The organism is Streptomyces sp. WMMB 322 (assembly GCF_900090145.1).
Classification (GTDB): domain Bacteria; phylum Actinomycetota; class Actinomycetes; order Streptomycetales; family Streptomycetaceae; genus Streptomyces.
Window position 1 is genome coordinate 71651 of sequence record NZ_FMHI01000017.1, and the last position, 19038, is coordinate 90688.

Annotated in this window: 21 protein-coding genes and 2 pseudogenes; 8 read left to right on the top strand and 15 right to left on the bottom strand. The window is 70.0% G+C overall.

The features are described from left to right. The first annotated feature begins 27 nt into the window (after nt 1-27). Nucleotides 28-375 carry a putative quinol monooxygenase gene (locus H180DRAFT_RS22975; protein WP_055488030.1) on the top strand — a complete coding sequence of 116 codons (348 nt, stop codon included), beginning with the start codon at nt 28-30 and terminating at the stop codon, nt 373-375. 164 nt (nt 376-539) lie between these two features. Here the strand turns inward: H180DRAFT_RS22975 and H180DRAFT_RS22980 are convergent, their stop codons facing one another. The 5 genes from H180DRAFT_RS22980 to H180DRAFT_RS23000 form a co-directional block, all read right to left on the bottom strand. Further along, nucleotides 540-956 (bottom strand): cupin domain-containing protein, encoded by a 417-nt coding sequence (locus H180DRAFT_RS22980; protein WP_055488031.1) that lies wholly within the window; start codon nt 954-956, stop codon nt 540-542. 36 nt (nt 957-992) lie between these two features. Further along, nucleotides 993-1823, bottom strand: coding sequence for a phosphoenolpyruvate hydrolase family protein (locus tag H180DRAFT_RS22985; RefSeq protein WP_055488032.1), 831 nt, complete (start codon nt 1821-1823; stop codon nt 993-995). Continuing rightward, nucleotides 1813-3042, bottom strand: a complete 1230-nt coding sequence (locus H180DRAFT_RS22990; protein ID WP_055488033.1) for a Tm-1-like ATP-binding domain-containing protein — start codon at nt 3040-3042, stop codon at nt 1813-1815. The genes H180DRAFT_RS22985 and H180DRAFT_RS22990 overlap by 11 nt, the downstream gene beginning before the upstream one ends. Nucleotides 3043-3095: 53 nt before the next feature. Then, entirely contained in the window at nt 3096-4364 is a 1269-nt protein-coding gene (locus H180DRAFT_RS22995; protein ID WP_368073141.1) for a cytochrome P450, read from the bottom strand. Nucleotides 4365-4438: 74 nt separating this feature from the next. Beyond that, the gene (locus H180DRAFT_RS23000; RefSeq protein ID WP_055488035.1) at nt 4439-5191 is read right to left on the bottom strand and encodes an alpha/beta fold hydrolase; all 753 of its coding nucleotides are present in this window, start codon (nt 5189-5191) and stop codon (nt 4439-4441) included. A gap of 465 nt (nt 5192-5656) precedes the next feature. Here H180DRAFT_RS23000 and H180DRAFT_RS23005 point away from each other — a divergent pair, with 465 nt between their 5' ends. Together H180DRAFT_RS23005 and H180DRAFT_RS23010 are read left to right on the top strand one after the other, a co-directional pair. Next, nucleotides 5657-6103, top strand: a complete 447-nt coding sequence (locus tag H180DRAFT_RS23005; RefSeq protein ID WP_055488095.1) for an SRPBCC family protein — start codon at nt 5657-5659, stop codon at nt 6101-6103. A gap of 474 nt (nt 6104-6577) precedes the next feature. After that, nucleotides 6578-7558: an alpha/beta fold hydrolase gene (locus H180DRAFT_RS23010; protein WP_055488036.1), complete on the top strand. Its 981-nt coding sequence runs from the start codon at nt 6578-6580 to the stop codon at nt 7556-7558. Nucleotides 7559-7755: 197 nt separating this feature from the next. Here H180DRAFT_RS23010 and H180DRAFT_RS23015 read toward each other — a convergent pair whose 3' ends face one another. After that, on the bottom strand, nt 7756-7980 hold the full coding sequence (locus H180DRAFT_RS23015; protein WP_079100345.1) for an EF-hand domain-containing protein: 225 nt from the start codon (nt 7978-7980) through the stop codon (nt 7756-7758). A gap of 985 nt (nt 7981-8965) precedes the next feature. On the opposite strand from H180DRAFT_RS23015, the gene H180DRAFT_RS23020 reads away from it, so the two are divergent. Then, the gene (locus H180DRAFT_RS23020; RefSeq protein ID WP_055488037.1) at nt 8966-9220 is read left to right on the top strand and encodes a hypothetical protein; all 255 of its coding nucleotides are present in this window, start codon (nt 8966-8968) and stop codon (nt 9218-9220) included. A gap of 105 nt (nt 9221-9325) precedes the next feature. Here the strand turns inward: H180DRAFT_RS23020 and H180DRAFT_RS30600 are convergent. The 4 genes and pseudogenes from H180DRAFT_RS30600 to H180DRAFT_RS23040 form a co-directional block, all read right to left on the bottom strand. Then, a pseudogene (locus H180DRAFT_RS30600) lies at nt 9326-9472 on the bottom strand (dicarboxylate/amino acid:cation symporter); the annotation flags it as partial. A gap of 96 nt (nt 9473-9568) precedes the next feature. Then, on the bottom strand, nt 9569-9931 hold the full coding sequence (locus tag H180DRAFT_RS23025; RefSeq protein ID WP_055488038.1) for a hypothetical protein: 363 nt from the start codon (nt 9929-9931) through the stop codon (nt 9569-9571). Between the two features lie 215 nt (nt 9932-10146). After that, nucleotides 10147-10713: a hypothetical protein gene (locus tag H180DRAFT_RS29950; protein WP_159033599.1), complete on the bottom strand. Its 567-nt coding sequence runs from the start codon at nt 10711-10713 to the stop codon at nt 10147-10149. 152 nt (nt 10714-10865) lie between these two features. Continuing rightward, complete coding sequence (locus H180DRAFT_RS23040; protein ID WP_055488041.1) at nt 10866-11273, bottom strand: RidA family protein; 408 nt, start codon at nt 11271-11273, stop codon at nt 10866-10868. A gap of 123 nt (nt 11274-11396) precedes the next feature. On the opposite strand from H180DRAFT_RS23040, the gene H180DRAFT_RS23045 reads away from it, so the two are divergent. Further along, nucleotides 11397-11777 (top strand): winged helix-turn-helix transcriptional regulator, encoded by a 381-nt coding sequence (locus tag H180DRAFT_RS23045; protein ID WP_055488042.1) that lies wholly within the window; start codon nt 11397-11399, stop codon nt 11775-11777. A gap of 107 nt (nt 11778-11884) precedes the next feature. On the opposite strand, the pseudogene H180DRAFT_RS30605 reads toward H180DRAFT_RS23045, so the two are convergent. From H180DRAFT_RS30605 to H180DRAFT_RS30980, 5 genes and pseudogenes are all read right to left on the bottom strand, one after another. Continuing rightward, a pseudogene (locus tag H180DRAFT_RS30605) lies at nt 11885-12045 on the bottom strand (transposase); the annotation flags it as partial. A 135-nt stretch (nt 12046-12180) separates the two neighbouring features. After that, on the bottom strand, nt 12181-13461 hold the full coding sequence (locus H180DRAFT_RS23050; RefSeq protein WP_055488097.1) for a dicarboxylate/amino acid:cation symporter: 1281 nt from the start codon (nt 13459-13461) through the stop codon (nt 12181-12183). Nucleotides 13462-13775: 314 nt separating this feature from the next. Then, entirely contained in the window at nt 13776-14066 is a 291-nt protein-coding gene (locus H180DRAFT_RS23055; RefSeq protein ID WP_254666154.1) for a DUF4229 domain-containing protein, read from the bottom strand. 212 nt (nt 14067-14278) lie between these two features. Beyond that, complete coding sequence (locus H180DRAFT_RS23060; protein WP_055488043.1) at nt 14279-14803, bottom strand: GNAT family N-acetyltransferase; 525 nt, start codon at nt 14801-14803, stop codon at nt 14279-14281. A gap of 310 nt (nt 14804-15113) precedes the next feature. Further along, the gene (locus tag H180DRAFT_RS30980; protein WP_368073142.1) at nt 15114-15245 is read right to left on the bottom strand and encodes a hypothetical protein; all 132 of its coding nucleotides are present in this window, start codon (nt 15243-15245) and stop codon (nt 15114-15116) included. On the opposite strand from H180DRAFT_RS30980, the gene H180DRAFT_RS23065 reads away from it, so the two are divergent. From H180DRAFT_RS23065 to H180DRAFT_RS23075, 3 genes are all read left to right on the top strand, one after another. Next, complete coding sequence (locus tag H180DRAFT_RS23065; protein WP_368073143.1) at nt 15244-16068, top strand: DUF3344 domain-containing protein; 825 nt, start codon at nt 15244-15246, stop codon at nt 16066-16068. The two genes, H180DRAFT_RS30980 and H180DRAFT_RS23065, sit on opposite strands and share 2 nt — an antisense overlap. Nucleotides 16069-16181: 113 nt before the next feature. Next, entirely contained in the window at nt 16182-17300 is a 1119-nt protein-coding gene (locus tag H180DRAFT_RS23070) for a glycosyltransferase (RefSeq protein ID WP_302622455.1), read from the top strand. Further along, entirely contained in the window at nt 17297-18841 is a 1545-nt protein-coding gene (locus H180DRAFT_RS23075) for an exopolysaccharide biosynthesis polyprenyl glycosylphosphotransferase (RefSeq protein ID WP_079100346.1), read from the top strand. Before H180DRAFT_RS23070 ends, H180DRAFT_RS23075 begins: the two co-directional genes overlap by 4 nt. Nucleotides 18842-19038: the final 197 nt, after the last annotated feature.

The following is a 19038-nucleotide window of genomic DNA, read 5'->3' on the forward strand; positions in this document are numbered from 1 at the left end:
ACCTGCGGGCCGGGGAGAGAGAGCAGCATGATCTTCATCACTGCGAAGTTCCGGGTACTGCCCGAGCACGCGGACCGCTGGCCCGACATCGCACGCGACTTCACCGAGGCGACCCGCGCGGAGCCGGGCTGCATGTGGTTCGACTGGTCCCGCAGCATCGACGACCCGACGGAGTACGTCCTGGTCGAGGCCTTCCGTGACGACGAAGCCGGCGCCGCACACGTCGGTTCCGAGCACTTCAGGGCCGCGCGGCGCGAACTGCCTCCGCATCTCGCCGCGACTCCCCTGATCATCAACGCGAACATCGACCAGGACGGCTGGTCGGAGCTCGGCGAGATGTCCGTCGACCAGGCAGGTTCCGGAAGCGGGAGCTGAGTTCGGCGGTCACGCCGGCCGGGGGCGCCGCGGTGACCCAGAGCACCGTCGTGCGCGTGGCGCCCGCTGCCGGGGTATCACCGGTCGCCCCGGCACGTCCGCCGCCGGACGGCGACCACCGCCCGGCCACGGGTGCCACGTGGCCGCCGCGGCGGCACTTGTGCTCACTCACGGGACGCCACCGCCCACGTGGGCGCCTCCCCCGGTGCCAGCTCGACGAAGCCGGGCAGCCCGCGCAGGGCGTTCTCGGCGCCACCGGGCGTGTACGTCGCCACCAGCCGCAACGGGCGCCAGCCGGTGTTGAACGTGGAGTGCAGCGTCCCCTTCGGGATCCACACGGCGTCGCCCGTACGCACCGTGAACTCGGGGTCGTCGCCGACCGTCTGCCTCCCCTCGCCCTCGATGACGTAGAGGATCTCGTCGGCGTCCGGGTGTTCGTGCCTGTCATGGCCCTTGTTGGGGTTGATGACGACCTCTCCCAGAGTCGATGACGCGCCCTGAACCGCATCCGGCGTCACGTGCCACTTGATCGAGCCCCAGTCGAAGACCATCGTCGGGATCGTGCTCGGCTCTCGGCGCATGGGGAACTCTCCTCTCGTAAGGGTTGGTTGCGCACGTCACCGGCCGGGGCCGGGAAGCTGCTTGAACGCACTCAGCCGGCCGGCGACGGCGCGTTCCGTGGGCAGCCGTTCCACCGATGAGGCGCCGAAGAAGCCCGAGATGCCCTGCGTCCGGTCCAGGACGTAGCGCACGTCGTCCGGCTCCGCGAGCGGCCCGCCATGGCACAGCACGTGGACGCGGGGTGCCACGGCGACGGCGGCGTCGCGCATCTCCTGGATGCGTTCGACGGCCTGGTCGAGGGTGATCGCCGTCCTGGCGCCGATGCTGCCCTTCGTCGTCAGGCCGAGGTGCGGAACGATGACGTCGGCGCCCGCCTGCGCCATGGCTGCGGCCTGCTCCGCGTCGAACACGTAGGGCGCGGTGAGGAGTTCGCGCTCGGCGGCGAGCCTGATCATCTCGATCTCGAGGTGGAAGCCCATGCCGGTCTCTTCCAGATTGGTCCGGAAGAGACCGTCGATGAGACCCACCGTCGGGAAGTTCTGCACGCCGGCGAACCCGATGGCGCGCAGCTGGTCGAGGAACCACGGCATCCGGCGGAACGGATCGGTGCCGCAGACGCCTGCGAGGACGGGTGTGGATTCCACGACGGGCAGCACCTCGCCCGCCATGTCCAGCACGATCGCGTTGGCGTCGCCGTACGGCATCAGCCCGGCCAGCGAGCCGCGTCCGGCCATCCGGAACCGCCCGGAGTTGTAGACGATGAGCAGGTCGGCGCCACCTGCCTCGGCCGCCTTGGCGGACAGCCCCGTGCCCGCACCGGCACCGATGATCAGCTGTCCTTCGTCGAGACGGCTGCGGAAGGCGGCGAGTGCCTGATCACGATCCATGGCGCTCCCTCTGGATGAGCCGGTGCAGGTGATCGGCGGCCGATTGCGCGAACTCCGCGTCGTTGACGTGCAGTTCGGTGTCGACGACCTCGACGGCGCTGCCGTCGAGGGCATCGAGCGCGGCGCCGACGCACGCGGCGTCCGCCTGCGCATCCCGGAACGGCCCGCCCGGGGCGTCGAGTGCGGAGAATCCGCCGCGCGGTACGAACAACGCGGCCGGTCCGGCCGACGCGGCGAGCTTCGCACCCAGCACACCGCCGATCCCGGCGGACTCGGCCGTGCTCGTCCGCATCAGCGTCACCGCCTCGTTGTGGACCAGCAGCGTGCGGTTCTCGAACTGTTCCGGGACGGTGCTCCGCGGACCGAAGTTCACCATGTCGAGCGCACCGAGACTGACCACCTGCGGCACGCCGGCCGTGGCTGCCGCGGTGAGCCGGTCCGGGCCGGCGGACAGCACGCCGCCGACGGCCTCGTCGGCGATCTCGGTGGTGGTCAGGTCGAGCACTCCCGCGAGGTGGCCGTCGGCCGCGAGGGCCTCCATCGTGCGGCCACCCGAGCCGGTCGCGTGGAACACCAGGACCTCGTAGCCCAGTTCTTCGAGCCGTCGCCGCGCCGTGTCCACGGCGGGTGTGGTGACGCCGAACATCGTCGCCGCGACGAGCGGCTTGTCCTGCGGCGCGGTCCCCGCACTTCGCCGGGCGTCGTATGCGGATGCCATCCCGGCGATCGCTGCCGCCGCGTTGGCGAGGACCTGCCGGGAGACCGAGTTGACGCCGGCGATGTCGACGACGCTGTACATCAGCGTGACGTCGGACGTCCCGACGTAGGCGGAGACGTCTCCGGCGGCCATCGTCGAGACGAGCAGCTTCGGCAGACCCACGGGCAACGCCTGCATGACGGTCGCGGCGACCGAGGAGCCGCCGCTGCCTCCGAGGGCGAGCACACCGCTCAGCCGGCCGCGAGCATGCAGCTCCTCCGCAACGGCCCTGGCGCCGTCGGCCATCGCCGCCAGCGCGTGCCCCCGGTCGCGCCCGGCCCTCAGCGTCTCGAGGTCCGTCCCCGCCGCCTCGGCGACCGCGGCTGCCGTCACGTCTGCCGCGGGGCCCGGGGGCCCCAGCACCCCCGTGTCGACGAGGACCACTTCGAGCCCCCGCTCGACGACGAGGTCGCGGACGAATGCGTACTCCCGGTCCTTGGTGTCCAGGGACCCGAACAACATCACTGCCACGCTGCTGCTCCTCCTCACTTGCCGCCGTGCTCGCGCTCCCCCGGTCAGCGGTGGTCCGGTGCCTGAGCCGGGATCGGGGTCGGGGTGGGGGGCCGACGCACCGGCAGGTGCGTGATGCCGTTGATGAAGTTGGAACGCAGACGGACCGGCGGCCCGTCGAGTTCCAGGTCCGGCACGCGGGCGAGCAGCTGCGTGAAGAAGATCCGCATCTGCATGCGGCCGAAGTGCGCGCCGAGGCACATGTGAGGCCCCTGACCGAAGGCCAGGTGATCGTTGGGCGTGCGCGTGATGTCGAACCGGTACGGGTCGGGAAAGGCACGCTCGTCGAAGTGCGCGGAGGCGTGGTAGACGACGACCTTGTCCCCTCGCGCGATCCGCTGCCCGGCAAGTTCGGTGTCCCGGGCGGCTGTGCGGCGGAAGCTGAGCACCGGCGGGTGCCAGCGCAGCATCTCCTCGACGGCCGACGGCACGAGACCGGGGTCGGCGCGCAGCCGCCGGTAGGCGTCGGGATGTTCCAGGAGGGCCAGGACGCCGCCGGGCAGGGCGCTGCGCACGGTGTCGTTGCCGGCGATCACCACGAGGAAGAAGAACATCGCCAGTTCTTCCCCGGTGAGCGGACGGCCGTCCTCCACGGTGGCGGTGGCCAGCGCGGTCATCAGGTCGTCCGCGGGGTGGCTGCGCTTGTGCCGGGCGAGTTCGTGCGCGTAGTCGAACATGTCGCGCAGCATCGCGGGCGAGCGGGGGTTGACGGGTCGTCCGTCGGCGTCGCGTACGACGTCGGCGTGTTCGGGGTCCTGGTAGCCGATGACCCGGTTGGTCCACTTCAGCAGCAGGCCGCGGTCGCAGGCGGGGACGCCGAGCAGCTCGGCGAGGTTGGCGAGCGGGAAGTCGTCGGTGACCTCGGCGGGCAGGTCGAAGCTCCCGCGCTCGGCGACCGCGTCCAGCAGTGCGGTGGCGCGTGCCGTGATCTGCCCCGTGAACTGCTCCAGCCGTCGCCGGGTGAAGAGGGCGGCGGCCAGGCGCCGGATCCGGCTGTGCTCGGGCGGGTCCATGTTGAGGATCATCCGCCGGATGAAGTCGAGGTCGTCGGGGGCGGGGTCGCGGATCTGGGTGGCACCGAGCCAGGACGAGTACACGGCGGGGTCGCGCAGCACGGCACGGACGTCCCGGTAGCGGGTGACGGCCCAGTAACCGGGGCCTGCCGGCCAGTCGTCGACCTCGTGCTCGTCCTGCCGGCAGACGGGCGCCTCGTCGCGGAGGCGGCGGAAACTCTCGTGCGGGATGCCGCGTGCGAACACGCCCGGGTCGAACACGTCGGGTCTTCCGTCGGGTCCCACGTCGGGTCTCGCATCGGATCCCGCATCGGGTCTCGCCTCGGGTGCGGTCATCAGTGCCTCGCGAGGAAGCGTTCGACGCAGGTGGCGAGGGCCACCGGAGACTCGTCCATCGCGTAGTGCCCGGCGTCCGGGAAGACTTCGAGCTCGAGGTTCGGATACCAGGCTCCGAAGGTGGCCTGCACGGTCTCGGCGCCCAGCGCGGGATCGTGCCGCCCGACGATCACCTTGATCGGCACATCGCTGCCCTCGACCTCGGTGTGGAAATCGGTACGCGCCCACGCGGCCAGGTAGGCGGCGAACGCGTCACGGTCCGAGTTCTCCAGCGAACGCCGCACCACGGCGTTCAGCCAGGTGCCGGTGAGCCGGTTCCCGGTGGTGAAGTCGATGATCGCGCGGCGGTTGCCGGGGCTGTCCGCGGCGCCGTCGAACAACTGCCAGCCCTGCTCGTCGAACGGCACACCGCTCGCTGGCACCGGAGACACCCCGACGAGAGCCCTCACCCGGTCCGGCGCATCGGCGTAGACCCGCTGCATGACCGATCCGCCCATCGAGTGCCCGAGCAGCGAGAACCGGTCGGCGCCGAGGTCGTCGGCCGCGGCCAGCACGTCGCCCGCCGCCTCGGCGATGGAGTACCGGCCCGTCTCGCCGCGGCGGTCGCCGTAACCGCGGCAGTCCAGGAACACATAGCTGAACGCGTCCCGGTCCAGGTGCGGCAGCAGGGCCTGCCACGACCGCGACGAGCCGAACCAGCCGTGCAGAACGAGCACGGTGTGCCCTCCGGTGCCGACACGCTTGATGCTCATCTTCCGCCCTCCGCCACCGAGTTGGGACTCCGGCGATGCTAGGGCGAAGGCCGGGGTCAGGGAACACGGCACTTCGCCGCCACGACGAACCGGGCGTCGTCCCGGCACGGCGCGCCGACGCCCGTAACGCCCTGCTTGCCGGGGCTCGCCGGGTGGACGGCGGCATGTGCCGGACCCGGCAAGTACCCATCGGGCGGGCGCTCCACGGGCACCGGAACGGGGCAACTCCTCTGTCCTCCATGTACGGCCCCGGGCCCCCGACCAGGGGTGTCGGCGGCAGGCCGAGGACCGAAGACGGGCATGAGCACAAGTCCGCCCCGAGGCACGGGCGTTGTCACACCCCGCGGCTAGCCTGCCCGGGCAGGGTGCCGGCCGGAGACGCGGAACCCCGGCGCGGCTGATGAACCGGTCAATGAACCGGCCGACCCCTCGCCCCTTTCCAGGACTCGACGAGTGGAGGATCCGATGGCAGGACAGTTCGATGTGATCACGGAGATCGACCGGCCGGTCGAGGAGGTCTTCGCCTTCCTCGCGGACGGTGAGAACGATCCGAAGTTCTCCCCCCGGGTCCTGGAGATCGCGAAGACAACTGACGGTCCGGCGGGCGTCGGCACCGTCTACCGGAGCACCGTCAAGGACGCCGGGATCAAGACCCGCAGAGAGTTCCGGATCACCGAATTCGACCCGCCCCGCAGCATCCGCTGGACGGAGACGTCGAAGAACCTGGTCACGGGCGAGGGCGGTTACGACCTGGAGCCGGTCGACGACCGCAGGACGCGTGTGCGGTTGTTCAACACCCTGACGGGACACGGGCCCGGCAAGCTGATCGTCGGCGCCGCGCTGAAGGCGGCCCGCAAGGAGGCGGACGACTTCGGCAGGCGCATCAAGGCCGCGGTGGAGTCCGCCCGTTGAGGACCGGCATACCCGCGTCACCAGCCCGGTTGTTCGCGCGTGGCCGGGAACCGGACGCCCGACAGCCGCGTCCAGGAGCTCATCCACCGACCCACCCGCATCGACCTGGCAGCCGGCCGCCACCGAGCCCCCTGCAAGCCGCATCCCCGGCGCGCACCCGCCGGGCAGTGCGGGAGCGCGCGCTCGGTGGTCCCGCCAACGTGGTGAGGCCCGGGAGCCGATGGCCGTTGGCCGACGGCCTGCCCGCCTCCCCCGGCCACGGCGACGCGTCGACCGCGGCCGACGAGGCCCACGCGGCGACGCGGCGACGCGGCGACGATCCGCCGCGTGTTGCCGAAGCGGCAAAGGGATTCGCGTACATCCCGATGGTCCCCGGATGATGCCGGTGCCGCCCTTGGTGGCAGAGACGTCAGCCGAGTCCGGACTGCTGGTGCGTACCGGGCTCTTCCGCACCGCGACCAGGAGTGACGATCCATGCCCCGGACACCCGCCTCTGACCGCGCCCACCGCCTGGTGTCCTCGCCGGCCGGCCGAACACACCTGGTGGAGCAGGGCAGTGGGCCGCTCGTCCTGCTCCTGCACGGGTTTCCCGAGTCCTGGTATGCCTGGCGCCACCAGCTGCCCGTACTGGCCGCCGCCGGCTACCGGGCGGCGGCCATCGACGTCCGCGGCTACGGACGCTCCTCCAAGCCCGAGGCTGTGGACGCCTACCGGACGCTCGACCTCATCGAGGACAACGTCGCTGTGGTGGAGGCCCTGGGCGAGCAGTCCGCGGTCGTCGTCGGCCACGACTGGGGAGCGACCATCGCCGCGAACTCCGCCCTCGTCCGGCCCGAAGTATTCCGTGCGGTCGGGCTGCTGAGCGTGCCCTACACGCCACCCGGCGGCCCCAGGCCCAGCGACGTCTTCGCGCAGATGGGCGGCACGGATGAGTTCTACGTCTCCTACTTCCAGCAACCGGGCCGTGCCGAAGCGGAGATCGAACCCGACGTGCGCGGATGGCTCGCGGGCTTCTACGCGGCCCTGTCCGCCGACACCATGCCCGCCCCCGACGCCCAGGACCCGCACTTCGTCAGCCGGGGCGGCACGCTGCGCGACCGCTTCCCTGCCGGTCGGCTTCCGGCCTGGCTCAGCGAACACGAACTTGACTTCTACGCCGGGGAGTTCGAGCGCACCGGCCTGACCGGAGCCCTCAACCGCTACCGGAACATGGACCGGGACTGGGAGGACCTCGCACGGTTCGCCGGCGCCCCCATCACCCAGCCCTCGCTGTTCGTGAGCGGCGGCCTGGACGCCTCCACCACCTGGCTGGCCGACGCCATCGCGGCCCACCCCACCACCTTGCCCGGCCTCCGTGCCTCGCACATCCTCGACGGCTGCGGCCACTTCATCCAGCAGGAACGCCCCCAGGAGACCAACCGAATCCTCACCGACTGGCTCTCGTCCGCCCTCTGACGCGCACCGCCTCCGACCGGAACGGTGAACATGAAAGGTCCACACACAGCCAAAACGCGGTTCGGACCGTGCGCCCGCACCGCCTGGCATCCCTCGTCGACCGGGTCAAGAAGTCCCGGCAACGCCGGCAAAGTTGCTGTGGGCCCGCCTCCGCCACCGCCCCGGCGCCGCGCGCGGGGTGACCGCGCCCGTGGTGGTCAGTCCGCGCCGCCCTGCATCGGGGCCCAGAACTCCTCGAACGACATCGAGCCGTCGCCGTCCGTGTCGAGTACGTCGATGAATTGCTGCGCCTGCTCGTCGGTGAGGTGCTCACCACGCAGCTCGGCGACGACCTGCTGGTACTCCTTGGCAGTTATCTTCCCGTCGCCGTCGAGGTCGTATGAATCGAAGACCTTGCGCGCGGCCGCTTTCATGTCCACCACGTGAGTTCGCCCTTCCTCGTTGTTGGATGCTGCGCGATGGTACTGCGCGACGATCCCCTGCAGCACACCGAAGCGGGACGGGCGCCGGGCCTGCCGGACGCCTGCCAGGACGCCGATGACCAGGGACAGCAGGAACCCCCAGGTGTTGCACGTGATGCACCGCATGGCAGCTGCTCCGAAGGCGGGCCGACAACCTTTTGGGGTGGATACGGGGTGGAGATTCGTTTGCTCCATATTCACCGGTTGTGCGCACTCGATGCCGGCTCGGCGTCGACTTCCGTGCTGCGACGGCTCGGCCGAGCGGGCTCGTAGCTGTTGCCGTCATTGCGGGTTCCCGTCTGCAGACACACAGAAAGCAATTGACGAGGAATCAGGCAGGGCGAATCTCTGTGCCGCGCCGCGGACTTCAGGCCGCATCTCCGTGATTGTTCATGTGAGCCCGGCGTCCGGCTCACGATCCTCTGCGCAGCGTGCAGTGAACTCGTTACGCCAGTTTGGAAAGCCTGCCGGAACGCGTCCGTCACGAAGAATCCACACGCATCCACAAGACCGGTGTGACAGTTACGACCTCCTACGGCGCAGAGGGTTGTGCGGCTGGCTGGTCCCGGCCGCATGCGGAACGAGAGGACATTCTCTGTCCCCTCATTCCGCGCCCCGCGGCGCGCGACGGTTCAGGGCTCAAGGGCCTGGCCTGCACCCGGCCCCGTCGGCGCCGCGGGTATCGACAGACGACCGGCGCCGAGGTTCACCCGCCGAAAGAGCGCTCCGGCACACAGACGGAATCAAATGATTCGCAACGTCGAAGGCGGTGAGTTCGTGCCGGCCGCAGGCCGGTGGAGGGAAACTCAGGCCGGTTTCCTCCGGCCCTCCTGAGACACATGCACCCAAGAGATCGGACGCTATGAGTCACGCCCACCAACCCGCCCCCACGAGCCATCGCCAGGGCGGGCCCCGTGACGAATCGCGATCACGATGGAGAGCCTTCGTGGTCCACACGGTCGCCGACATCGCAGCTGCTTACGTGGGCCTGTGGATCGTCTTCCACCTGCTCGGTGCCGACCGGACCAACTTGTTCGTCCAGTACGTTCAGGACATGGCGTACTGGCTCGCCGGCTGGTCCGAGAACATCTTCACAGTGGAGAGCGAAGGCCTGCGTCTCGTCCTCAACTACGCCCTGCCTGCTCTCGTCTATCTCCTCGTCGGGCACGCAATCGCCGCCAGGATCCGGCGCACTCGGTGAATCCACCGGCGAGAAGCACCGGCCCGACGGCAGCAGAATTCAGTCGCGGATTGCGAAATTCCCTGCGGAGGCCCTCAGCGAGAAGTGCGGCGCCGGGTTGCTGCCCTAAGCCGCCGCCGTCGCCGTCCGCACCTCCGGCTCGAAGCCGTCCAGGTCAGCGCCCCGCGCGCTCGCGTACTTGTCGCGATCCAGGATTCCCTCACGCGCCGAGACCAGCACCGGAATCACTGATTGTCCGGCACCGTTGGTAGCCGGAGGCCCTCGTTGCCGTCGCTCACGAGACCGCTCCGATCGTAGATGTCCGAGCTATCCACAGGTTGTAAACAGAGGTCGCCGGTTCGCATCTACTCAAGTGCCATGGGGACCACCGATGAGTGTCACCAGCCGTTCAGCGGCATCCAAGGCGGGCTCACGGAGCACATACCGGGTGATGCCCCAGCGACGCTCGTGGCCGGCCATCGCATCAAGAATCTCCTCCTCGGTGCCGATCCAGACGTACGGGGCGGACAGCACGTCCCGCTCGGTGCTGCCGAGTCGCTGGGCAACGCGGTGTGCGGCTGCCTCAGCGTCATCGGTGATCTCCACCACCTGGACCAGGGCTTCGCACGCTGGGCGGATCTTGCGGCCGACGGCGCCCTCTTCAATCAACTCCACCTGCCTGTCAACGTCGCCCGTTCGCCATCGCGTCTCGTGACTGTGCCCGTCCGCCATCGTGCGGCCAAGTCCTGTCATTCCGCTTCAACCCGCCACCTTCCTGGCCTCAACCCCCGCAGGGCTGGGAGGCGTCGGCCGATTGGCAGCCTGACCCCTCCTGGCCTGCGCCGCCTGAGGGCTGGCAGCTATGGGTACCAGTCGACCCTTCCACCGGCCCTCCCCCGGCGGTCCCACATCAGACCCCTACTGCCTCTGCCTCTCCGTACGGCGGATTACCTGTTACTCCGGCAAGGTCCAACGGCGGCGGCCCGGGGGTCTTCGGCAGAAGACGCAAGCAGGCGGAGGCCGAAGTGGAGCGACTCACGGGAGAGCTGCAGCGCCTGCAGGCCGAGCACGCCAGACAGGGCGCTGAGAAGAACGCCCTGTATCAGCAGCTCTCGCGCGTACAGGGCGAAGAGGCGGCCACCCTGGTCGTCGACACCGAACGGCTTCGCGCTTCCTATCAGGAGGCGGACGAGCTGCTGCTCGCCAAGATCGACCGAGCTTCCGATCAGCTGCATCAGGCACTCGCCCGCGAACGGCAGACCTACGACGATCTGATGCGGCGATCCGCCGACATTCAGGCCGAGACAGCGAGGACACAGCACCGCCTGGATCAACTCCGCGGCCAGGTCGTGCACACCGAAGAAGCAGCCATGCTTCAGGAAGCCGGGATCTACGAATACCGGCATCCGTTGGCGGACGCCGTCGCGTACAAGTCCGCGCTGAGTGACCTCAAGGACCAGGTCAAGACGCTGGCCAGAGACAATCGCGCGGTGCTCGCGGCCACGGACTGGCACGTCAACGGATCCCTGACCGAGGGCAGGAAGATGGTGCGCGACTTCTCCAAGCTCATGCTGCGGGCCTACAACGCCGAAGCCGACTACGCCGCCGCGACCAGGAGCGCCACGCACCGACGACGGCTACGTCTGCGATACGGCCGGGGCCCTGTTCAGTCGATGACTGCCGTGGCCTCGATCTCGACCAGGTGCTCGGGTACGTCCAGCGCCGCAACGCCCAGCAAGCTGGCCGGGGGCGCTGGGGTGAAGCCCAGTTTCGTGACCGCCCGGTCGATCCCTTCCAGGAGCAGGGGCATCTTGTCAGGGGTCCAGTCGACGACGTAGACGGTCAGTTTCGCCACATCCTCGAATGAGGCACCCACTCCGGCCAGAGCGGTACCGATGTTGAGATAGCACTGCTCGACCTGAGTGGCGAGGTCACCCTCGCCGACGGTGACACCGTCGGCATCCCAGGCGACCTGGCCTGCAACGTGGACCAGCTTCGAGCCCGTCGCAACGGACACCTGCCGGTAGACGTCGATCTCCGGAAGTCCGCTGGGGTTCGCCAATGTGATGGGCATGCTGCTGCCTCCTTGTCGTGAAGGGCGCTTCCGCGCGCACTCGCTCTCTTGTGGTTACTTCGAAACTGTAAGAGAGTGGTCGCTGACATGGAAGAACGCACTTTTCAGTGACTGGGGAACCTCATGGTGACCAAGCAGTTCACAGGCTCGCTCGACGAAGCAGATGTGAGGCGCGCCGACACTCTGGCTCGGGAGATCTTCTCGGACGTCGCCAACAAGTGGGCACTCCTGATCATCGAGGCTCTGGGGGAGGGCATGCTGCGCTTCGGTGAGTTGCGGGACGAGATCGAGGGCATCAGCCACAAGATGCTCACCCAGAACCTGCGCATGCTGGAGCGAAACGGCCTGGTCGAGCGCACGGTGCACCCGGTCGTGCCGCCGCGGGTCGAATACACCCTCACCGAGCCGGGCCAGGCCCTGCGAGTGACGATCGACGGCCTGTGCGACTGGACTCACCGGTACCTCGGCCACATCGAGGCCTCCCGCCACAACTTCGACGACTGACGAGATCGACCACTCGCAGGTCGCCGTTCTTCTCGCAGGTCGCCGTCCTTCCGCGATGGCTACCCTCCGGCGAGCTCCCCTGCTGGAGGGGCCGACGGCGGCTGCCACCAGGAGTGGGCGGGCAGACAGAGCGGGCGGTCGATCAACGCCCGTCCCCGGCTGGTGGCGTAGGCGGGGAGCACGCCGGCCTGGCTGTCCTCGATACGCCCGGCGGTGCGTCGATGAACCGGCGCTGCACGCCGGCCGAAGCCCGTCCCTTCTTCATGAAACTCCGGTGACCTTCTCGATGCGCGGATCGGTCCGGCCGAAGACGGTGAACGACGGGAGCTCCGACCCTTCCGGCGAAACTCCCCCGGCCTCCGGAGAAGCCAGGGGAGTTGGCAACCGATACGGCAGGACCGCCCTACGCCGCTGCCGTCGCCGTCCGCACCTCCGGCTCGAAGCCGTCCAGGTCGATGCTGCGGGCCCGGGCGTACTTGTCGCGGTCGAGGATCCCCTCCCGCGCCGAGACCAGCACCGGAATCACTGATTGTCCGGCAACGTTCGTCGCCGTCCGCATCATGTCCAGGATCGGGTCGATCGCCAGCAGCAGGCCGACGCCCGCGAGGGGAAGGCCCAGCGTGGAGAGGGTCAGGGTGAGCATGACCGTGGCGCCCGTGAGGCCGGCGGTGGCGGCGGAGCCGATGACGGAGACGAAGACGATCAGCAGATATTCGCGCAGGCCCAGGTCGATGCCGTAGAACTCGCCGATGAAGATGGCGGCGATGGCCGGGTAGACCGAGGCGCAGCCGTCCATTTTCGTCGTCGAGCCGAAGGGCACCGCGAAGGAGGCGTACTCGCGGGGGACGCCGAGTCGTTCGGTCACCTTCTGCGTGAGGGGCATGGTGCCCACGGACGAGCGGGAGACGAAGGCCAGTTGGATCGCCGGCCACGCACCGCGGAAGAACTGCAGCGGGTTGACCTTCGCGACGGTGGCGAGCAGCAGCGGGTAGACGCCGAAGAGGACGAGGGCGCAGCCGATGTAGATGTCGGCGGTGAAGGTGGCGTACTTGCCGATGAGGTCCCAGCCGTAGTCCTTGATGGCGGTGCCGATGAGACCGACGGTGCCGATCGGGGCGAGCCGGATGATCCACCACAGCGCCTTCTGCAGCAGCGCCAGCACGGCCTCGCCCAGTGAGAGCAGGGGTGCGGCCTTCTCGCCGAGCTTGAGGGCGGCGACGCCGACGACCGCGGCCATGAACACGATCTGCAGCACCTGGAGTTCGGTGAAGGGCGTGATGATGTCGGTCGGGATGATCCCGGTGAGGAAGTCCAGCCACGATCCGGATTCCTCGGGCTTCCCTGCGTCGCCGGCCGAGAGGCCGGTGCCTGCGCCGGGGTTGGTGACCAGGCCGATGAGGAGGCCGATGGCCACGGCGATCAGCGAGGTGGCCATGAACCACAGCAGCGTGCGGGTGGCGAGCCGTGCCGCGTTGTGGACGTTGCGCAGGTTCGTGATCGAAACCATGATCGCGAAGAAGACGAGCGGAGCGACCGCCAGCTTCAGCAGCTGGACGAATATCTCGCCGGTCTTCGTGAGTGCCGTCCCGAGCCAGGAGATGTCGCCGCTGCGGGCGACCCAGCCGAGCAGGACACCCAGGAGGAGCCCGAGCAGGATCTGGGCCCAGAACGGGACCCTGGGTATCCGTCCGCGCGGGGACGGCGAGGACTGCGAGGACGGAGACGAGGACGGGGAGGCGGGCGGAGCGGAGCCTCCGGGCGGTGTGTCCGGAGTGGTTGCTTCTGAAGGCCCGGAGGATTCTGAGGACGAGGGCACGGTCGGACTCCCGCTGGAGGGTGGGCTTCGGTCCCCGGAAAGAACTCCGCCGGGGCGTTACGAGCACGCACAACGCCCCCGGGCGGGGCTGCCATTCCCAGCGGCTGCCGCGAGCGTGTGACAAGCCTTACGTGCGGCGGGCGGCCCTGCGGGGCCGGCGCGGGGGAAGGAGCGGGGCGGCGTCAGGCGACGCCGTCCTCCTGGCTCTGGTTCGCCGAGAGCCGTTCCTTGGCCCGGCCCACCCCGTCGACGAGCTGTTCCGACATGGCGTCGCGCTGCTTGCGCAGCAGTACGAAGCTGAGCGGGGCCGAGACCACGAGAGCGAGCAGCACGATCCACAGCGGGTTGGACCGGCCGATGCCCTCGGGGATGATCCCGGTGTACGCGAGGACGGCGACGACGAGGAGACAGCCGGCGAAGACGCCGGCCCGCATGGCGGTGTAGCGGAGCGTTGCGTGCGACTTGCTGCTCACGAAGGTCTTCTCCGGACTTCTGGGGTGATACGTGCGCCGCTCCTTGTGCGGCGCCGGCCGCTCGGCGCGGCGCTGCCGGGCGCCGGGCGGCTCCGTCCAGTCAAACACAGCGCCGTGGACGATCACTCCGGCCCCTTCCCACGGCCGGTGCCCCCGCGGCAGGGCCGTCGGGGCGTGGCGCTCCGCCGGCGGTCCGTGATCTGTCCGCGGATCTATGCGAGGTCCATCCAGAGTGTGACGTCGTCGCGGAGCTCGCCGTCCGCGACCTTGATCGCGCCCGGGAGGCGTCCGACTTCGCGGTAGCCGCAGGACGCGTAGAACTGCTCCAGTCCGAGGCCGCCGCGGCAGGTCAGTCGCAGTGCGGTGATGCCTTCCATGCCTCTGGCCGCCTTCTCGGTCGCGGACATCAGGTCCCGGCCGTGCCCTCTCCCCTGGAGTGAGGGGTGGACCATCACCGTGTAGACCGAGCACCAGTGGCGCTTGAGTCTGTGGGTGTTGAGGACGAGGAAGGCACCGGCGGCGATGGCGCCGTGTTCGTCGCGGCCGATCAGCATGCGCGTGCGTCCGGCGTCGACGGATACGAGGTGGGTCAGCAGGTCCTGGCGTATCGCGTCCGGTGTCACCGGCGGCACGAAGCCGATGGCGCCTCCGGCGTTGGTCACGTCGGCCCACAACGTGCACAGACCGTCTCGCAGTTGAGCGTCGACAGGCGGATCCATTTCGAACGTGAGCGACATGGGGCCGACCTTATCCGAGCATTCACCGGCGATTTTCAGTGACCCGTCCGGCCCCATACCGGCCTCCAAGTATCGGCTAGTCAGTGAAAAGGTAAAGATGACCGGCGTGCCGTCTGACGCTTCGCGATCGCCTTTGTAAAGGTCTCTCTGTTTCGTGACGGGAGACGGAGTCATCCATGATGGAAAAGAGAAAATCAGCGGTTCGCGGACTGTGCTGCGCTGTGTTCTGCGCGGCCACGACGGTGTCACTGGCGCCGCCGGCGTCATCCGCGTCGGCACCCGAACCGCGTCAGGCGCTCAAGGAGCGCTATCACGCAACACTCAACGGCGGGATCGCCACAGCCGCGAACTCGTCGATCACATGCCTCAAACCCGTGGCGAACGCCGCGTCGTGCAGCTCGGTGCAGAAGGGCGGGCCCGGCCGGAACAGCGAGTACGACATGTTCTACTCCGATGTCGACCGTGACAAGAACACGTACAACTCCACACGGGCCGCGCTGCGCATGCCGGCGAACTCGCAGGTGAAGTACGCCCGCCTGTACTGGGGCGGCAATCTGCGCGTCGGAGAGGTCAAGCCCGCCAAGGACAACGGACGGGTCCTGGTGGCCGAGCCCCGCGGGTCGTACCGAGCGCTGAAGGCGGACACGATCCGCACGCACCGCCGCTCGGACGGGGCGGACGCCTACCACGCCTCCGCGAACGTGACGTCCCTGGTGAGAAGCAGCGGGCCCGGCGCCTACACGGTGGCGCAGCTCAACGTCGCCAAGGGCCGGTCCACGGCAGGTGCCTGGGGCGGCTGGACGCTCGTGGTGGCGTACGAGAACAAGAAGTCGCCGCGGCGGCACCTCAGCGTCTGGGACGGACTCGCGGCGACCGACCGCCACACGAACGGCTTCTCCCTCGCGACGCGGCCGATGAGTTTCCCCGCGGGCGCCAAGGGTTCCGTCGGCGTCGTCGGTTACGACGGCGACCGCGGTTCCGGCGGAGACTCGATTTCCCTCTCCGCCAACAAGCGCAAGGGAACGCCGCTTTCGAATTCGGCGAACCCCGGGAGTGACGCCTTCAACTCCTCGATCACCAATCTTGGCCGCGAGGTTCCGGGCCGCGTTCCCGCGCACCGCAACACCCTCGGATACGACTCCGACCGGTTCGACGCACAGAAGGCGCTGCTCTCCGGCGGGAACAGCCTTCTCGTCCGCTTCACCTCCGGAAGGGACGACTACCTGCTCGGCGCCCTCTACACGCAGGTGAGCGCCCGCCGCTGAGATCCGGCGATCCCCCATTTTCCGCCAAGAAGTCTGTCCGGCAGTGACGTTGAGGAGACGTTCGGGTGCTTTCGCAGCGCAGAGAACGAAGAGACCGGCTCACGGTCCTTCATCTGGCACAACCGGCGGACGGCGGGGTGGCAAGGGTCGTGACCGATCTGGTCGGGGCCCAGATCAAGGAAGGCGTACGCGCCGTCGTGGGCTGCCCGGAGGGCGGAAGCCTCTCCCGGCAGGCCGCGGCGGCGGGTGCGCAGGTGGAAGTGTGGGAGGCCGGACGGGAGCCCGGCCTCCGCGTCGCCGCCGAGACCCGGCGGGCGCACCGGCTGATCCGGCGCGTGGCACCCGACCTCGTCCACGCGCACAGCGCGAAGGCCGGGCTGGCCGCCCGGCTCGCCCTGCGGGGCGGTCTCCCCACCGTGTACCAGCCGCACGCCTGGTCGTTCGAAGCGGTCGGAGGGCTCACGGCGCGGCTCGCGCGCGCCTGGGAGCGCCGCGCCGCGCACTGGACGGACCGCGTGCTGTGCGTCAGCGAGGCGGAGCGCCGCACCGGTGAGCGGGCCGGCGTCGCGGCGCGCTGGGCCGTCGTGCACAACGGTGTGCCGGAGGCCGACACCGAGGACCGCACAGCGGCACGTGCCGCTGCGCCCCTCCTGAACGAAGTACCGGCGCAGGCCCCGATCGTGGTCTGCGTGGGCCGGCTGTGCCCGCAGAAGGGGCAGCGGATCCTCCTCGACGCGTGGGCCGGCGTCGCCGGGCGCGTGCCCGATGCCTGGCTCGTACTCGTCGGCGACGGACCCGACCGGGAGGAACTGACGGCGGCCGCCCCGGACAGGGTGCTGTTCGCGGGCGCGAGCGACGAGGTGGGCCGCTGGTACGCGGCGGCCGATCTGGTCGTGCTGCCGTCGCTGTGGGAGGGCATGGCGCTGACTCCGCTCGAGGCGATGGCCTGCGGGCGGCCCGTCGTCCTCACCGATGTCGGGGGCGCGCGGGAGTGTCTGCCGCCGGGACAGCAGGACCAGTGCCTGGTGCCCCCCGGCGACGCGCGGGCCCTGGCCGACGCGGTCGCACGCCTGCTGGGCGAGCCGGAACTGCGGGACTTCATGGGCGAGGCCGCACGCAAGCACGTACGGGCCGACTTCGACGTGCGCCGCACCGCGGAGTCCGTGCTGGGCCTGTACCGCGACGTGCTCGACGCGCACGCCCCGGCGAGCCGTTGGTGGGCCGCACGATGACGACGGACCGCACGGAAGAGAGAGCCGGCAGCGCACGCATCGCGACCCGTCCGGAGCCGGGAGGCTCCCCGGACGGAAGCACCGCGGTGAAGCCCCCTCAGCCGGCGGGCGACCGGACCGTACCCACGCCCGTGGGCGGCCTGCGCAAGCGGCGGAACCTGCTGCGCCTGCGCCACCGGGGCAGCGCGGCGATCGCCGCAGCCGACGCGGCCGCCTCCGCGTCGGTCGTAGCGGCGGTCGGCGGCGGGACGGAGGCGGACATCCTGCTGCTCGGGCCCGTCGTCCTCGGGACGCTCGCCCTCAACGCCCAGGCCGGCCTGTACCGGCCGGGGCTGCGGACGTACGCGCTCGACGAGTTTCCCGCGCTGACCGCCCGGGCGGCGCTGGCCTGGTGCGTGGCCGCCGCACTCCTCGCGTCGTTCGACAGCCCGTCGGCCCTGAGCTGGGTGGTCCTGCTCGCAGCCGTCGCGGCGAACGCCGCTCTCGCGGGCACCGGACGCGCCCTGGTGCACGGCTTCCGGAGGATCAGGGCACGGCGCCGGCCGCGCCCTGCGCTCATCGTCGGCAGCGGGCGCCTGGCCCGTACGGTCGCGGACGTCTTCGCAGAGCACCCCCGCTACGGGCTGCGGCCGGTCGGATTCGTCGACCTCGTCGGCGCAGCGGACGGCGACGGCGGCGAAAGCGACGCCGAGGACGGTGACGCGCCGCTTCCCGTGGTCGTGGTGCTGGAGGACGTGACGAGAGCGGTCATCCAGAACACCGTCCGGGACGTGGTGTTCCTGCGCTCTCCCTGGGAGGAGCCGCAGAACGCCCTGCTGGCGAAGGCGTTGGGCGAACGCGGCGTGGCCGGCTGGCTGGTGCGGCCCGGCTGCGCGGTCGGAGTGCACGGCACGCACGACGCCGGCCCCGCTCACGTGTGGGGGTTCTCGTGCAGGCGCCTGTCCCTGGAGTGCCCCGGTTCCGGCTGGAGCTGGCGCAAGCGGCTCCTCGACCTGGCGCTGGTCGTTCCGGCGCTGGTCGTCGCCGCTCCGCTGCTGGCCGCCTGCGCGCTTGCCGTGCGGATCTCGGACGGGCCCGGGGTCGTCTTCCGGCAGGAGCGCGTGGGCCTCGGGGGCGGCCCGTTCACGCTGCTGAAGTTCCGCACGCTGCGACCCGCGAACGAGACGGAGTCGGCGACGCGGTGGAGCGTCGCCGGAGACGAGCGGATGAGCACGGTGGGCCGGCTGCTGCGCCGCACGTCGCTGGACGAGCTGCCGCAGCTGTGGAACGTGCTGCGCGGCGACATGAGCCTGGTCGGGCCGCGTCCCGAACGCCCCTATTTCGTGGAGCAGTTCAGCAAGGACCACCCGGGCTACGCCGACCGGCACCGTTCGCCCGTCGGCATCACCGGCCTCGCCCAGGTGTACGGGCTGCGCGGCAACACCTCCATCGAGGACCGGGCGCGCTTCGACAACCACTACATCGAGACGTGGTCTCTGTGGCAGGACGTACGGATCATGTTCCGCACCGTGACCTCGTTCTTCCGCCTCGAAGGACGGTGATCGGGGTGACGGTCGCACTGCCGGAGAGCCGGCGTCCGCCGCTCGGCGACGGCGGCCGGAACGTCCCGGCGCATGACCCGGAGGGGAAGCGACGGACGAGCGCCCCGGGCGGACCCGGGGACCCGGACCGAACAGGCGCCACGGGCGGCGACCGCTGCGCACGGCGGCGGCCACGCGTGACGAGTGCGGCGTTCTGG